This window comes from Nostoc sp. LEGE 12454 (assembly GCF_056620565.1).
This window is the reverse complement of sequence record NZ_JBWQXL010000010.1, coordinates 166,414-182,291: the sequence shown is the minus strand read 5'-3', so window position 1 is coordinate 182,291 and position 15,878 is coordinate 166,414. Positions and strand designations below refer to the sequence as shown.

Below are 15,878 nucleotides of genomic sequence, written 5' to 3'. Positions count from 1 at the left end.
TCTATTGGTCGTAAATGTTTTGGACAAAAGAATATTTTCTAACAAGGTGAGATTAAACGTACAGGACGTTATGGATTCTTCCTGCAATCGCCAACTGTGGGTATCTTGCAAAAGCATTCTAGGCGGTTTTTTTTAAAGTATCGCAATCACCTAAAAGTGAGATATAGGTGGAATAATATTATAGGAAAGTTACATCCTAGTTCTCTAAAATTGCCATTAATTTCTCAAAGAGGATATTAATCTGTTAACAATGACATTAATTAGTTAAAAATGACATTAATCTGTTAACAGTGACAAATAATTAGTGAATGTACAGGAAGTCTAGAAAGGATGGGTGACGAGGGAATCGAACCCGCAACCAATAGATTAAGAGTCTACTGCTCTACCGTTGAGCTAGTCACCCACACGAATAACAATCGTAGCATAACCTCTGACAATTTAGCTAGTGCTATGCCCAAAAAAGTAATTAAAAGGGGAATTTGACGGTGAAGGTGGTTTCACCTGCTGCACTCTCTACATAAATCGAGCCACCTAAATGTCTGACCATTTTCTGCACTAATGCCAATTCCAGCCCTGTGCCGCTATGTTTCCAAGGATCGTGTTTGGAAAGGTGATAGAAAGGTTCAAAAATCCGCGAGAGTTCATTGCTGGTAAGCTCTATTCCCGAATTGGTAATATTAAGCTCGACTGTATCCCCGATAAAATGAGCAGAGACTGCGATCGCTTCCCCGGCAGGGGTGTATTTGCAGGCATGGTTGAGCAGCTCGGTGACAATCCGCTCCAAATCAGTAATATCTGTCTCCAAAGGCGGCAGCGCGCGATCGACACTCAGGTTTAACTGCTGTCGCTGGCAGTTGGTGAGGTCTCGAAAAGACTCGATAATGGGGTGAAGCCAGCTTTGAAAGTCAATGGCAATCAAGGTTGGGGGATCGGGTTCGGCTTCGAGATATGTGAGGGTGAGTAGGTCGTTAATTAACTTGCTTTCTCGTCCACACTCGTTATGCAGAATCTGCAAGAGTTGCGGCACTATTTCTATCTCTGATATTTCTGCTGGTGTGAGGACACTTTCGAGAGTTTGGACTGCAAGGCTAATGCTGGTTATTGGTGTCCGCAGTTCTTGGGATAAAGTTCTGAGAAATTGGTTTTTGAGCCGATCGCTTTTTTCTAGTTCTTTTACCTGTGCCTGGTTTTGTTTGTAAAGCTGGGCTTGACGAATAGCGATCGCACATTCATTTGCTACCTGCTGCATTAGCTCAATTTCAAATTCGTCAAAAGCCTCTTGTGATGGCCTTGTTAACCAAATATTTCCCAAAATCCCTTGAGTATCAAAAATTGGACAAGCCATCTGGGACATAACTAGCAACTTTGGTTCCCATCCCGGTACAATTTCCAAAAATTGCAATGGTTGTTTTTGCAACAGCGGCTGATAAACTTCAAGATGGTCTGCAATCTGTTTGGTTAATCCTTGACATTGAGGTAAATCAATACTGTATTCGTAAGTAATAGTAACTAGAGTTTGACAGCTACTGTAGAGTTCAATTTGGCACCGCTCAAGGTTTAATAACTTTGCTAATTCCTGGGTAAGTGTCTGCAATACCTGAGTTTGATCCAGACTGTCGCGGATTTGTTCTGTCATGCGTCGCACCAAGGCTTCAAAGTTTCGCACCTGTTGCAACTGACTGATGTGCTTTTGCTTCTGTAACTCCATCTTGGCTTTGAGATCCTGGAGTTGCTGATGAAGTTCTGCCTGTTGGACTGCAATGCCGATTTGAGTTGTTAACTGCTTGAGTAAGTCAGTTTCTGTTTGCTGCCATTGACGCGATTCACGGCAATGCTGGGCAATCAATAGCCCCCACATATCTTGCTCTTGGAAAATCGGCACGACGAGATTGGCTCTTATGTGCAAAGATGCCAGTAAATCTATATGGCAAGGATGCAAACCGGCTGCATAAATATCTTCGACAACTTGAATGCAACCTTGTCCGTAGTGTTTTGGATGTTTGCCACTGAAGCAGGGATCGGTGATGTTTTTGCCCAATAAGGGATCGCTGGTAACTACAGTTGATTCGGCAATGATTATTCCACTACCATCAGCCTCAAAGCGATAAATCAACACGCGATCGCAATTCAAAAACTGCCGCAGTTCAATTGTAGTCTGATGCAGAATTGTCTCTAATTCTACAGATTGGTGAATCCGTCCAGCGATCGCTTCTAGCAGTTGCTCTCGTTTAACCTGGAGTCCAACTGCTTGCTCTGCTTCCTTGGCAGGGGTAATATTGCTACTAGTACCAATCAATCGATAAACCTTGGAGTTAGCATCCTTTAGTGGCGTGAGAGTCGTACTCCACCAAGTAGGAACTCCCTGGAATTGCAAACATTGTTCGTAAGAAATAGTTGTGCCGAAGCTTACACAGTCAGCATAATGCTGACGCACCTTTGCAGCATCAATAGCAGAGAGGATATCTTCTGGTTTTTTGCCCCGGAGATCGTCTGAGCGAATCCCTATCCACCGTTCATGAGTGGGATTAAGTGCCACATATTGAAAATCTCCATCCTCCAAAACATCAACTACAAATATTGATGCCTGTACAGAATCGTACATGCTGAGTAGAAACTGTTCGCTACTACTTTTTTCATCTAATTCTGTGCCGAAAAGAATTTGAGGTGGCGATAATTTTGTCAACTCCATAGTTGATTCCACTGGATTTATATTCATGCGAGAGTCCCTGTCTTGTATTACTGACTCTTCTAGGCGCTCTCTTGTCGTTAAGCTTGTAGTAGATGCACTTTAGCGCCTATAGCAAAGTATTGTCAGCTGTTGCTCATCGAAATTTTGATCTTTCTCTACTTCTTGTCAGAAATCTAGGAAAGCTAATAGGAGTCAGCTTAACAAAATCCTGCTTTTTGAAGGTGAAAATACATTTGCAGGTTAGGGCAAACTTAGTGAAATTTTTTAACGGTTTTTCAAGATTCTTGCATATATCTAAGTGCAAACTTCAGTATAAATCAATTAATTTTATAATTCTTAATAAAAATGCGCTCGCGTCTGTGGCAACTTATAATCGCAATTTGTGAGCATTGATTCCCGTGAGGATACCAACTAGCAGCCAAGTGATGCCTAATCCGATGACTTCGCCTAAAAATAAATGGGTTAAGTAGCGCCAGATCATCCCGACAGCAGAACCCACGGGGACAGCAACCGCCCAACTTGCCGCAGAGACAAATATCCATCGCCACGCTACAGGCTGGGGAATTGCTAACCATTGTGCCAATCCAATCCCCAAGCCGCCAAATGCTCCATAAACCGCCCCTGACAGCATTCTTAGGGGAAGAATCTGAGTGCTAGGTACAATCCAACCCACAGCACCAATACCGATCGCAGTAATAATACTCCAACCCAAAAGACTTGACAAAATCCATCTGATACAATACATAGGTTCTTTGAGTAGACAACCTTGAGGAAGTGCGATCGCAAATCCGCCAATAGCCGCCTCTACCACCCCAATATCTGGCTTTTCGCCGACTTCAATAAAGAGTAAACTCAATAAAAATCCGCCAAAAGTAGCTAAAGTCCACAGCAATGTAAAGCCAAATCTAGTATTTTCAGGCGGGAATGGCATCAAAGTTTCTTTGTTTGTAATAGTCTGACAGTTTTTGCATTAAACATCTCAAAAAAACCTTTGCGTCGCTGTTGGGGTGATTCTGGTACGATGTAACCCCACAGACTCTCCCAGTAGAAAAAGGAGATACCATCAAAATTGCGATCGCGCACTACCTGAACCTGTTCTCTAACTTGTGCCATTTTTACCGGATTACCTACCGTTCCTGTTGATATCCCAATACCTACAGGAATTAGACTTTGAGCCAATTTTATAGATGGTAGTTCTAGTTGAGCGATAAAAGACTTTTTGTCATTCCGATACACCTGCAAAATTAACTCATTCACTAAACCTTTTTTTACCCAATTTTCCCAATCTTGCAAATAGTATTTATAAGCAAAAGCTTGATAATTGGGAGACAGAGATATTTTGATTTTGGGCTTAACTGCCTTCACGGCTTGATAGATTTCTGCCATGAAATCGGTAATTTTATCTGCCCGCCACCGCATCCATTCTGGGTTAAAAGGGTCAGTAGGGGGACTTTTGCCTTGATGTTCTTGCTGGTAGAGTTCTATAGTGAAGCGATCGTAGCCGAAGTGTACAGGCATCCCAAAATGGTCATCAAGTTGAATACCATCCACATCATAATCCCTGACTACTTCTAAAATTAACCCTTGGATAAACTCTTGTACTTGTGGATGTAAGGGATTCAACCAAGCTTGTTTAGTGATTAAAAGATTGTCGATTTCTTCTGGTGGAGCATCTTGAATAGAGTTAATACCTTCTTGCCCAATTGTCAACCAGTCAGGATAACGCCTGGCTAATTGTGAATAATGCGGCGTCATGAATCCGTATTCAAACCAGGGAATGACTCTCAAATCTTTATTTCTGGCAAGTGTTACTATTTTTGCTAAAACATCCTGTCCTCCGTGCATGAAGTTAAGGAAAGGTTGAGTTTCTGAACCTGTAGTTATTTTGGCTACAGTACTCTTATAAAAAGTATGTCCTCGGTTCCAAACTACAGGATAAATCGTATTAAAGTTGAGAGTCGATAATTGATTTATGGCACGGTTAATACCCCAAGGAACAAATAGTACACCACTAGCAACATTAGTAAGCCAAACGCCGCGAATTTCTGTAGTTAAAGGACTGGTTTTTTGGGAGTAAACTGGCAGTGAAGAGGGTAAAAAACCTGTTAAAGCGACTACTAATCCCAAACACAGCAAGTAAGCAACACAACGGCGAGCAACCCGATTCATTTGTAAGCGTGACCTAGTGCGATCGGAATATATATATAACTACAAAATAAAGTTGTAATCCTCCGGATGATGTAAAGAAATGATGATTAAGAATTCAGAATTCTGAAGTCAGGAGTCAGAATAGTTGAAATAATACGGAGCCAGTTTTGGTTATGAATATACTTAACGATACCCAAACCTAATAACTTATGAATCCAAACTCCAAACTCCTGAATTCTGACTCCTGAATTCTTTATTATTAAAATCTTTCCACACCTTCAAATTGTTTGAGTACCGATGCATTTGCTGCTTCACCACAAGTTCGTGGTGTGGGGAATATCTTTTCAGGATTTGCTAACCCTTTAGGATTAAAAACTTGCCGCACCCATTGCATAGTTTCTAAATCAACTTGGCTAAACATCTGTGGCATATAGCACCTTTTCTCTGCACCGATGCCATGTTCACCAGAAATACTACCACCAACTTGGACACAAAGTTTAAGAATTTTTCCACCCATTTCTTCTACTTGCTCTAATGCTCCATGCACAGAATTATCATAAAGAATTAGCGGATGAAGATTGCCATCGCCAGCATGAAATACATTAGCAACACGATAACCGTATTGTTCACTTAATGCCTCAATTTCATGTAAAACATAAGGCAACTGAGTCCGGGGAATTACACCATCTTGCACATAATAATCTGGGCTTAAATGTCCAGCCGCAGCAAAAGCAGCTTTGCGTCCTTTCCATAATTTCAAACGAGTTTCTGGATCAGTAGCAGAAGTGACATTCCGCGCACCATTCTTTTTACAAATTTCGGTAACTCGCTGCTTATTCCCTGCGACTTCTACTTCTAAACCGTCAATTTCTATTAGTAAAATAGCAGTAGCATCGCGGGGATAACAATTCGTTGCGACAACATCTTCAACTGCATTGATGCTAAAATTATCCATCATTTCCATGCCACCAGGAATAATTCCGGCACTGATGATGTCAGAAACAGTTGCCCCGGCAGCTTCAATACTAGTAAAATCTGCTAATAGTACACAAATTGATTCTGCACTTTTAAGAATTCGCAAAGTAATTTCTGTAGCAATCCCTAAAGTGCCTTCAGAACCAACAAAAACACCTGTTAAATCATAACCAGGCATTTCTGGAATTTGTCCGCCTAAATCAATAATTTCGCCTTCTGGCGTGACAATTTTTAATCCTAAAACGTGGTTAGTAGTAACACCGTATTTAAGACAATGTACGCCACCAGAATTTTCCGCAATATTGCCCCCAATAGAGCAAATAATTTGACTAGAAGGGTCAGGAGCGTAGTAAAATCCAGCACCACTAACAGCTTGTGTTACCCAACTATTAATCACCCCTGGTTGTACAACTGTCCGTTGATTTTCTAAATCAATGCTGAGGATTTGCCGCATTAATGAGGTAACAATTAAAATAGAATCTTCTACTGGTAAAGCGCCGCCAGACAGACCAGTACCAGAGCCGCGTGCTATGAAAGGTATAGAATATTGATTGCATATCTTCACCACTTGGGCAACTTGTTCTGTAGTTCTGGGTAATACTACCACAGCGGGACGTTGGCGATAACCAGTTAAACCATCGCATTCATAGGTAATGAGTTCTTCGCGGCGTTGCACCACACCATTTTTGCCAAGAACAGCCTCGAATGCTTTGAGAATGGGCTTCCAGTTGCGTTGTTTTTTATCTTGGGTAAGCATAGTTTTTTCAAATTCAAGGTAGATGTTGCAGGCTGGTTAGTATAGCTGTAATTACTATTGTTGCAAGAATAGCAGTCAAAAGTGAGTAAAAGGCGATGTCTGACGACAAGCCGCTGACGCTCCTTCGTCGCTACCGCTTCGCTAATGCGTCTACGCATTTGATGTAGAGTAAGTGCGATCGCACTCACTCATCTTGACTAATAATTCGGATGGGTGTATCGAAGGCGATCGCATCACTTGTATTTATTAATGGAGGATATGCATTTAAGCGATATCAATAAATGATAATCATATCAATTGCAAATTAGTGCTTAAAGCTTGACAAACTATTAATCAATAAACATGCCTGTGTTGTCGATAATCCGCTCTTGCCCACCAATTTCGACCTTTGCTTGCCCATCCCTCAAAGAATAAGCCATGTTAAACATAGGCTTAATTACCCAAGAACCCCTTTTGTCAATATAGCCCTACTTGCCACCACTTCCATCACCAAATAAGCTCTCCCTTCCACCAATATTAACTGCTGTTCATCCTTCAGAAAAGTCGCGAGCTATGTCAAACTGCGCTTGAATAACTAACTTTCCTGTCTGGTCAACATAACCATACTTGCCACCAATTTTGACCAACTTTAGTGAGGCAACAGATAATTGTAAAGCTAGTTGAGCTAGGTTTGCGAAACGAGATTTGGGTGAAGAGACAGTGGATTTTATTCTTAGTTGAGCTAGCTTGAGAGCTTGCATTCTTACTGAGGTAACAGATGATTGTGGATTGAATAAAGCCAGTTTTAAAGCTTGCAATGCCTCATCTGCATTTTTGTATCGCTGGCGGAAATCACGTTGTACCATTTTTGTTAAAAAATTGGCTAGTCCATCGTTAATTTGAACATAATCGTGCCATCTTAGTTCTAAAGTCTCAGACTTTGGTAGTTGTTGTGGCGTTAATCCAGTCAAAGCTTGGATTGCTGTCATTCCTAAAGCATATATATCACTGCAAAGCTGAGGATGCCCTTCCCATTGCTCACTTGGCATATAATCACGAGTGCCAATGGTGATTGTGCTGCTGATTTGCCCTTGAATATTGACTTTAAATGTGCTTATTTCTTTGATTGCTCCAAAGTCAATGAGGACAAGCTTATTATCTAAATATCGCCGCATCAAATTCAATGGCTTAATATCTCGGTGAATCACATTATGTTGATGGACAAAAGCTAACACCTCCAAAATTTCTTGTAAAAGTTGAATTACATCAGCTTCACTCCACGGTTTTCCTGAAATAATTTCGTTACTCAGGTCATGCCCTTCAATGAATTCCTGGACAATATAAAATTCTCTATTTTCCTCGAAGAAGTCATACAGTTCAGGAATTTGCGGATGTTCTTTACCCAATTTGAACAGAATTGCTGCTTCTTTCTTAAACCTTTCTTCTGTATCTAAGTGTGGTGTCGGGGGTCTGGTCAGCCGTTTAATGACACATTTATACTTGGGGCTGACAGGTAAATCCTGTGGGTATTCAGCCAAATAGGTTTCCCCAAAACCACCCGCTCCTAGTTTTTGGATAATTTTGTAACGCTGTCGCAGTATGTATCCAATCATTATGCTAATGCTACAGACCTTTATCTGTAGATTTTGACACAACCTAACCGTTATTGTAGGTAAACTACTACGCACTCTCTCATCCCCAATCAACTAACCTAGAAATAACGCTCTCAAATACTGGATAAAATCATGGTTCAGCAAGTTCTAACCAATGATGATGATTACTATGTGCCAGATGCCAACCAGCTAGTCACTGAAAATGATACACCTGTGGACAATTTTGCTTCAGAAAAACAACAACGTCTCTTGGTTGGCTCTCTTTACAGTACTCTACAGCAGCAGACGTTTTTAGCAGCAGCTAATGTCGGTATTTACCATACAGACGGTCAATCGGCAATTGTACCCGATATCTTCCTCAGCTTTGATGTTCAAGTACCTCAAAATTGGTGGGAAAAACAAAATCGTTGTTATATGGTTTGGCGTTTTGGCAAACCTCCCGAAGTTGTACTCGAAATTGTCTCAAATAAAGAAGGTGATGAACTGGGCAAAAAACTGGAAATTTATGAACATATGCGCGCTAGTTACTACATCGTATATGACCCAAACCAGCAATTAGGAGAAAAAGTACTACGCATTTATGAACTCAGAGGAAGGCGCTACTTTGAAACTTCCGAAAATTGGTTAGAACAGGTTGGTTTAGGCGTGACTTTGTGGGAAGGTGAATTTGAAGGCAGACAAGATCGTTGGTTACGCTGGTGCTACCAAGATGGTAATGTTTTATCGACTGGAGATGAACGCGCTTCCCTAGCCGAACAACGCGCCCAAATGCTAGCAGATAGACTACGATCTATGGGCGTAGATCCCGACACTCTTTAGGATACTTGCTGTAAAGACGCAAAAAAAACTTTGCGTCTTTGTATGAGTAAGAAAATATCATTAACTTGTTAAACTTATAAATTCATTTATCCGATGCCAAACCTTCTCTAATAAATTAGGCTCGTCTGAATCAAACCATTCAATTTGTGGATATGCACGAAACCAAGTGCGTTGTCGCTTGGCAAATTGCCGTGTATGCAAAACTATTAACTCTTTCGCTTCATCTAAGGAAATATCCCCAGCCAAATATTGTTTAATTTCTTGATATCCCAAAGTATTCAACAAAGACAAATCAGCGCCATATTTTTGACAAAGATACTCCACTTCAGCGACCAAACCATTTGCTATCATCTGTTCAGTACGCTGTTGAATACGAGCAGCCAACCTTTCAACATCGCAATCTAAGCCAATTTGCAAAATTGGATAATTCGGTGGATTCTCCCCTTGCTGTTCCGAAATTGGATGCCCAGTCACGTAAAATACCTCTAAGGCTCTTAAAGTTCGCACTAAATCATTCCCATGAATCTTTTGTGCTGCAACGGGGTCAACTTGTTGTAACATGGCGTAGAGTTGAGTTTGACCGAGAGATTCAAACTGCGATCGCAATTCCTTTTGTGGTGCAACTCTGGGAATTTTCATCCCTTGGACAATAGAACGGATGTATAAACCAGTGCCACCAACTAAAAATAATGGTGTAATACCAACAGAAGCAATTAAAGCTTGTGTTTGTTCCTGATAGTCTGCTACTGTCATCATGTCTGTTGGATCGCAGATATCTATTAGATAGTGCGGCACCAATTTTTGTTCAGCTACAGTTGGTTTCGCCGTCCCAATATCAAACTCACGGTAAACTTGACGAGAATCAGCACTAAGAATTACAGAACCCAAGCGCATTGCCAAAGCCAAAGCCAAACCCGATTTACCCGTTGCTGTTGCCCCACAAATCACAATTAATTTAGTCATTAGTCATTAGTCATTAGTCATTTTTTATGGGGCATTGGGTTAAGGTATTGGTTATTCTTTCTCCCGCTACTCCCCCTGCTCCCATGCCCCTCTGCTCCTTTGCCCCTCTTGCACGGTACTGCAACCCCAGTATAAACTTCTCTTGAAAATGCCCTACAGACGCCAGCAAGGCTTTTGTGTTACAATTTTGGAGTGTTTTTACTTTTATTTGCCTTTCGGCGATTTCAACCCCACGCATCAGGAGAGTTTACATGACGAGCAGTTACAGTGCCGATCAGATTCAAGTTCTGGAAGGTCTGGAAGCCGTCCGCAAAAGACCAGGAATGTACATCGGTACCACTGGACCGCGAGGACTCCACCATTTAGTTTACGAGGTGGTGGACAATTCAATCGATGAGGCTTTGGCGGGTCATTGCACTCATATAGAAGTGGATATCAACGCTGATGGTTCGGTGACTGTAACAGATGATGGTCGCGGTATTCCCGTCGATACTCACTCGCGCACCGGAAAATCGGCTTTGGAAACTGTAATGACGGTACTACACGCCGGTGGTAAGTTTGGCGGCGGTGGTTACAAAGTTTCTGGAGGATTGCACGGGGTTGGTATTTCTGTTGTTAATGCCCTATCTGAAGTTGTAGAAGTTACAGTTTGGCGAGATAAAAAAGTTCATCTCCAACGCTACGAACGCGGTATCCCAGTTACCGAACTGCAAACCAAGCCTTACAAAGAAGCTAGAACTGGAACTTCTGTCACCTTTAAGCCAGATACTCAAATCTTTACAACTAGCATTGAGTTTGATTACATCACTTTATCAGGTCGCCTACGGGAATTGGCGTATCTGAATGCAGGTGTCAAAATTACCTTTACTGACCACCGTTTAGAACTACTAAAAAGCGATACACCGAAAGTAGAATCTTACAATTACAAGGGTGGCATTAAAGAATATATCGCGTACATGAACCGCGAGAAGCAACCACTGCATGAAGAAATTATCTATGTGCAGGGCGAACGGAACAACGTACAAGTGGAAGTTTCATTACAGTGGTGTACTGATGCTTACACGGATAATGTTCTAGGTTTTGCCAACAATATTCGTACTGTGGATGGTGGTACGCACTTAGAAGGCTTGAAGGCGGTTCTGACGCGAACATTAAATGCGATCGCTCGCAAGCGCAATAAAATTAAAGAGAATGAACCTAACCTCAGTGGCGAACACGTCCGCGAAGGTTTGACTGCGGTAATCTCCGTTAAAGTCCCAGATCCAGAATTTGAAGGACAAACCAAAACTAAACTCGGTAACACCGAAGTTCGCGGGATTGTCGATTCTCTGGTGGGAGAAGTTCTCACCGAATATCTAGAATTTCATCCTGCGATCGCCGACTCAATTTTAGATAAAGCTATCCAAGCTTTCAAAGCCGCAGAAGCAGCGCGTCATGCACGGGAATTAGTTCGCCGCAAATCCGTACTAGAATCTTCGCCATTACCTGGTAAATTGGCAGATTGTAGTTCTCGTGACCCTAGCGAATCTGAGATATTCATTGTGGAAGGGGATTCAGCAGGTGGGAGTGCTAAACAAGGACGCGATCGCCGCACTCAAGCGATTTTGCCTCTACGCGGTAAAATTCTTAACATTGAAAAAACCGACGACGCTAAAATCTATAAAAATAACGAAGTTCAATCGTTAATTACAGCACTTGGTTTAGGTGTTAAAGGTGACGAATTCGATTCCACTCAACTACGCTATCACCGGATAGTGATCATGACGGATGCTGACGTAGATGGAGCGCACATTCGGACTTTGTTGTTAACATTCTTCTATCGATATCAGCGATCGCTCATCGAACAAGGCTTTATTTATATTGCTTGTCCCCCACTGTTTAAAGTAGAACGGGGACGTAATCATGAGTATTGCTATAGCGATCGCGAAAAAAATCAAGCGATCGCTAAATTCCCTGCTAACGCCAACTATACCATCCAACGCTTCAAAGGTTTGGGTGAAATGATGCCGCAACAACTCTGGGACACCACAATGAACCCAGAAACCCGCAAAATGAAGCAAGTCGAAATTGAGGACGCTGCCGAAGCCGATCGCATCTTCACAATTTTAATGGGCGATCGGGTCGCACCCAGACGAGAATTTATCGAAACCTATGGCTCTAAACTCAACTTCACCGATTTAGATATCTAATCTCAACAGTCCTAAATCAGTCGTAAAAATTTAAGATCCCCGATTTACCGCAGAAATTGGGGATCTTTAACTTTGAAATATTGCTTGACATTCCTGCAACAGATTTTACTAAAAACTTTATATCCAAAAATTTTGTAAAAACTACCTCTTTTGGCTGATGGCAAACTATGTAATTTATAAATTTGTTGTATTAATATTTTTACCACTACAAATTATGTCGTTAGATGAGTGACTATATTCACAAATTCATTAACTATTGTTAATAATTCCTTATTTAACTGGATTCTACACAAAGCTATGAAAGCGAGCAAAGGCATAGTAGAAAAAGCATTGTTCAATATTATTGGCATCGGTAGCTTAGTTGCTCTGTCTGCCTGCGCTCAACCTGTTGTAGAAACTCCTACAGCAACTGTCCCTTCAACAACTGTCCCGCCCGTCACGCCAACTCCTACTCCCACTATTGCCACCCAAAATTTAGCAGAATTGGCAAAGTCAGCAGCTAGTCAAGGACAGTTTAAAACTCTCATCCAAGCAGTGCAAGCTGCCGGATTAACTGAACAATTGGCTACACCAGGCCCTTATACAGTATTTGCACCTACTGACGCTGCTTTCTCTGCTTTACCAAAAGCTACTCTAGACCAACTCTTACAACCAGCGAACAAACAACAATTAGTCAAGCTTCTGTCCTACCACGTCATACCTGGAGGAATTACCTCGCAGCAATTGACATCTGGAGAAGTTAAAACAGTTGAGGGTAGTCCCGTTAAAATCGCAGTCGATCGTGCCAGCAACTCAATCACAGTCAACAACGCTAAGGTGACTCAGCCAGACATCCCAGCTAGCAACGGCATCGTTCATGTCGTTGACCGGGTACTTGTGCCACCTAATTTTCCTGCAAGTCTAAACACCACCCCAACACCACGCTAGTTCTGCAAAGTTCATAGTCTCCAGTTTTCAACTTTGAAAGCCACTGTGATTTTGAATTAATCTCTAATAATCAATAAAAAAATTAAGTTGACTTGTCATAAGGTGATAGCTTTTACTACAGAAACTACAAATATTTCATTTTTTACTTGCTTTTTAAACCATATAATTTACCAATTGTCAATATTGTCGAAACAATCAATACTTGATTGTTAGCAAAACTACCAACTTTATTGGAAAGTTAGTCCAGATAATACTCTTTGCTCTGACTCGCTGATTAATTTGAACCACCAGCTAGAAACACATTTGTTATGCTTTAAGGAAATAACTAAATATCATCTATCCAACAGCAATTAATAAGTATTTTGAGGATTTCTCATCATAAGATGACAGAAAATTACCGAAATAAAAGTATTTAAATTTACAATTGGTTTACGCAAAAAATCTTTGTAACTAAATCATCAGGTAATCTGCTGGGTTCTCTGTGTTTGAGGTAATAGTTGTTGAAAGTACACACCATAAGGCTGAAAACTTGTTAATATCTTCATGTAGTGCTGTGGCGATCGCGATCGTCTTGTATGTATCTAATGTACTTTTGCCTAAGAGTAAGACAAAATTGGCAAGTTCGCAGGACAAATTGTTTTTGAATTGATTAAAATATCCTTGTATACAATAAAAAAAGTTTGTCAAGTTTCATAGGGCTGAAATCACCACAGTGCGCTAACGTGTGAATAAGACCGAATTAGTAAACCTAAATCGATCTGCGATCGGGTCGATTCTGTCACCGCCTCAACTCCTCAGTTAAGGTAGTTAGTACGCAGAAGGTTAACTGCTTTCAGGCAAGCACCACCGTTGTTGTATTTACCCAAGGACAATACCCGTTTTAGTCTAAGGGATGCTTAATTTATGAAGGAAATGTAAAAATGGGTAGGTTAAGACGAATAGTCTGAGTTAACATATAATGCACTCTTTCTCAGTAATTAATGTTGTGTAAAATACATGAAATTCGGCAGGAGCAAACGTACTTACTTCGTAATGTAATAAGAGCGTCACTGCAATTCCGAAAAGTAAAGAAAAAATTTCAGGGTATAAATCCCGTTTTCAATGTCTTTTTGGTGAAAGTAGCTAAAAGTTGCTTAATGAATTCATGATTAATACACAAAAAGAGTGCAATTTCTGTGAAACAGGCTACAATCGGAAGAGTCTTTATACAAAAATCTGCCAACAGTATGAACTCATTTGTATAGAGTGGCAAATTTTTTGATAAAGGCGAGTCTTTCTATTGACCAGTTAGTTGAAAGCAATATGTGATAGCAACACATATAACATTTACTAAAGTGAGCAAGTCACCTTTAGTAGTTGCTTAAACTAAAGTAAAAACCCTCCTACCGGAGGTCTAAAACCTCCGAAAATATCTCTGGCAAATCTGCCAAAAAGCTTATTTTCGGTTGGCAATTGGCTCGTTTAAAAGAGCAGCAAACACATCTTGAGTAATTGATTCTGCAAGGAGCATGAGGAACGCGGCATGAACCAGGCTAACAACGTACTCGAAAGCATATATCAGCCTGACCTAGAAATAATGAATCAGCCTGAGCTCGAGTTAGAAGAACTCTTAATAGACGATGAAGAGGACTTGCTGATCGTAGATGAAGGTGACGAGGAATTTTTAGAGCCTCAGTCTGATGAGGACGACGCAAAGTCTGGAAAAGCCGCTAAATCGCGTCGTCGGACACAAAGCAAGAAAAAGCATTATACAGAAGATTCAATTCGGCTTTACTTGCAAGAAATTGGTAGAATTCGTCTGTTGCGGGCAGACGAAGAAATTGAATTGGCGCGGAAAATAGCCGATTTGCTGGAATTAGAGAGAGTACGCGAAAGACTCTCGGAGCAATTAGATCGCGATCCTCGAGATAGTGAATGGGCAGAAGCAGTACAACTGCCACTACCAGCCTTTCGTTATCGCCTCCATGTTGGTCGTCGGGCGAAAGACAAGATGGTACAATCTAACCTCCGTCTTGTAGTTTCAATTGCTAAGAAATACATGAATCGTGGTTTGTCGTTCCAGGACTTAATTCAGGAAGGCAGTCTCGGTTTGATTCGTGCCGCTGAAAAGTTTGACCACGAAAAAGGTTATAAGTTTTCTACATACGCTACATGGTGGATTCGTCAAGCAATCACCCGTGCGATCGCAGATCAATCCCGCACAATTCGTCTTCCAGTTCACCTTTACGAAACTATTTCTCGGATTAAGAAAACTACCAAGTTACTATCTCAAGAAATGGGTCGCAAACCCACTGAAGAAGAAATCGCTACTCGGATGGAAATGACCATTGAGAAGTTGCGGTTCATTGCGAAATCTGCCCAGTTACCTATCTCATTAGAAACGCCAATTGGTAAAGAAGAAGATTCTCGATTGGGCGATTTTATTGAATCCGATGGTGAGACACCAGAAGACCAAGTTTCCAAAAATCTTCTGCGCGAAGACCTTGAAAAAGTCCTCGACAGTCTCAGTCCACGCGAACGCGATGTTCTCAGACTGCGTTACGGCTTGGATGATGGTCGGATGAAGACCCTTGAGGAAATCGGACAGATTTTCAACGTCACCCGCGAACGGATTCGTCAAATTGAGGCGAAGGCACTCCGCAAGTTACGCCACCCAAATCGTAACAGCGTTCTCAAAGAATATATTCGGTAGTAATTAGTCATTAGTCATTGGTCATTAGTGAATAAACAAATGACAAATGACAACTAACAAATGACAAAACAAATAAAAAACCTGGTAGTGAATTAAGCACTCCAGGTTTTTTTATTTATAGGTCATC

At 41.2% G+C, this 15,878-nt stretch carries 12 protein-coding genes and 1 tRNA gene; 4 read left to right on the top strand and 9 right to left on the bottom strand.

The genetic code is table 11. The annotated features are described in order from the left end of the window. Nucleotides 1-331 precede the first annotated feature (331 nt). The 7 genes from AC1F2U_RS13880 to AC1F2U_RS13850 form a co-directional block, all read right to left on the bottom strand. Nucleotides 332-403 (bottom strand) — tRNA-Lys (locus AC1F2U_RS13880). A gap of 63 nt (nucleotides 404-466) precedes the next feature. After that, nucleotides 467-2,716, bottom strand: a complete 2,250-nt coding sequence (locus tag AC1F2U_RS13875; protein ID WP_480261636.1) for a GAF domain-containing protein — start codon at nucleotides 2,714-2,716, stop codon at nucleotides 467-469. A gap of 340 nt (nucleotides 2,717-3,056) precedes the next feature. Next, nucleotides 3,057-3,620, bottom strand: a complete 564-nt coding sequence (locus tag AC1F2U_RS13870) for a hypothetical protein (protein ID WP_480261635.1) — start codon at nucleotides 3,618-3,620, stop codon at nucleotides 3,057-3,059. Continuing rightward, nucleotides 3,620-4,858, bottom strand: a complete 1,239-nt coding sequence (locus AC1F2U_RS13865) for a glycoside hydrolase family 10-like protein (RefSeq protein ID WP_480261634.1) — start codon at nucleotides 4,856-4,858, stop codon at nucleotides 3,620-3,622. Before AC1F2U_RS13865 ends, AC1F2U_RS13870 begins: the two co-directional genes overlap by 1 nt. 238 nt (nucleotides 4,859-5,096) lie before the next feature. After that, complete coding sequence (glcD, locus tag AC1F2U_RS13860) at nucleotides 5,097-6,569, bottom strand: glycolate oxidase subunit GlcD (RefSeq protein ID WP_480261633.1); 1,473 nt, start codon at nucleotides 6,567-6,569, stop codon at nucleotides 5,097-5,099. A 329-nt stretch (nucleotides 6,570-6,898) separates the two neighbouring features. Next, a complete protein-coding gene (locus AC1F2U_RS13855; RefSeq protein WP_480261682.1) occupies nucleotides 6,899-7,030 on the bottom strand; it encodes a hypothetical protein in 132 nt (43 codons plus the stop codon). Nucleotides 7,031-7,096: 66 nt separating this feature from the next. Next, entirely contained in the window at nucleotides 7,097-8,161 is a 1,065-nt protein-coding gene (locus AC1F2U_RS13850; RefSeq protein WP_480261632.1) for a protein kinase domain-containing protein, read from the bottom strand. 132 nt (nucleotides 8,162-8,293) lie between these two features. On the opposite strand from AC1F2U_RS13850, the gene AC1F2U_RS13845 reads away from it, so the two are divergent. After that, nucleotides 8,294-8,980, top strand: a complete 687-nt coding sequence (locus AC1F2U_RS13845) for a Uma2 family endonuclease (protein ID WP_480261631.1) — start codon at nucleotides 8,294-8,296, stop codon at nucleotides 8,978-8,980. A gap of 60 nt (nucleotides 8,981-9,040) precedes the next feature. Here the strand turns inward: AC1F2U_RS13845 and miaA are convergent, their stop codons facing one another. Further along, nucleotides 9,041-9,943 carry a tRNA (adenosine(37)-N6)-dimethylallyltransferase MiaA gene (gene miaA / locus AC1F2U_RS13840; protein WP_480261630.1) on the bottom strand — a complete coding sequence of 301 codons (903 nt, stop codon included), beginning with the start codon at nucleotides 9,941-9,943 and terminating at the stop codon, nucleotides 9,041-9,043. A gap of 251 nt (nucleotides 9,944-10,194) precedes the next feature. On the opposite strand from miaA, the gene gyrB reads away from it, so the two are divergent. Together gyrB and AC1F2U_RS13830 are read left to right on the top strand one after the other, a co-directional pair. Next, nucleotides 10,195-12,132, top strand: coding sequence for a DNA topoisomerase (ATP-hydrolyzing) subunit B (gene gyrB / locus AC1F2U_RS13835; RefSeq protein ID WP_480261629.1), 1,938 nt, complete (start codon nucleotides 10,195-10,197; stop codon nucleotides 12,130-12,132). 297 nt (nucleotides 12,133-12,429) lie between these two features. Then, nucleotides 12,430-13,059, top strand: a complete 630-nt coding sequence (locus AC1F2U_RS13830; RefSeq protein WP_480261628.1) for a fasciclin domain-containing protein — start codon at nucleotides 12,430-12,432, stop codon at nucleotides 13,057-13,059. 450 nt (nucleotides 13,060-13,509) lie between these two features. On the opposite strand, the gene AC1F2U_RS13825 is transcribed toward AC1F2U_RS13830, so the two are convergent. Beyond that, nucleotides 13,510-13,692 carry a hypothetical protein gene (locus tag AC1F2U_RS13825; RefSeq protein WP_480261627.1) on the bottom strand — a complete coding sequence of 61 codons (183 nt, stop codon included), beginning with the start codon at nucleotides 13,690-13,692 and terminating at the stop codon, nucleotides 13,510-13,512. An 889-nt stretch (nucleotides 13,693-14,581) separates the two neighbouring features. On the opposite strand from AC1F2U_RS13825, the gene rpoD reads away from it, so the two are divergent. Continuing rightward, complete coding sequence (rpoD, locus tag AC1F2U_RS13820) at nucleotides 14,582-15,751, top strand: RNA polymerase sigma factor RpoD (protein ID WP_322669476.1); 1,170 nt, start codon at nucleotides 14,582-14,584, stop codon at nucleotides 15,749-15,751. Nucleotides 15,752-15,878 lie beyond the last annotated feature (127 nt).

Excerpts from the sequence above, each read along its gene's own strand:
- AC1F2U_RS13875 (WP_480261636.1), bottom strand. The coding sequence starts at position 2,716 with ATGAATATAAATCCAGTGGAATCAACTATGGAGTTGACAAAATTATCG.
- AC1F2U_RS13870 (WP_480261635.1), bottom strand. The coding sequence starts at position 3,620 with ATGCCATTCCCGCCTGAAAATACTAGATTTGGCTTTACATTGCTGTGG.
- AC1F2U_RS13865 (WP_480261634.1), bottom strand. The coding sequence starts at position 4,858 with ATGAATCGGGTTGCTCGCCGTTGTGTTGCTTACTTGCTGTGTTTGGGA.
- glcD (WP_480261633.1), bottom strand. The coding sequence starts at position 6,569 with ATGCTTACCCAAGATAAAAAACAACGCAACTGGAAGCCCATTCTCAAA.
- AC1F2U_RS13850 (WP_480261632.1), bottom strand. The coding sequence starts at position 8,161 with ATGATTGGATACATACTGCGACAGCGTTACAAAATTATCCAAAAACTA.
- AC1F2U_RS13845 (WP_480261631.1), top strand. The coding sequence starts at position 8,294 with ATGGTTCAGCAAGTTCTAACCAATGATGATGATTACTATGTGCCAGAT.
- miaA (WP_480261630.1), bottom strand. The coding sequence starts at position 9,943 with ATGACTAAATTAATTGTGATTTGTGGGGCAACAGCAACGGGTAAATCG.
- gyrB (WP_480261629.1), top strand. The coding sequence starts at position 10,195 with ATGACGAGCAGTTACAGTGCCGATCAGATTCAAGTTCTGGAAGGTCTG.
- AC1F2U_RS13830 (WP_480261628.1), top strand. The coding sequence starts at position 12,430 with ATGAAAGCGAGCAAAGGCATAGTAGAAAAAGCATTGTTCAATATTATT.
- rpoD (WP_322669476.1), top strand. The coding sequence starts at position 14,582 with ATGAACCAGGCTAACAACGTACTCGAAAGCATATATCAGCCTGACCTA.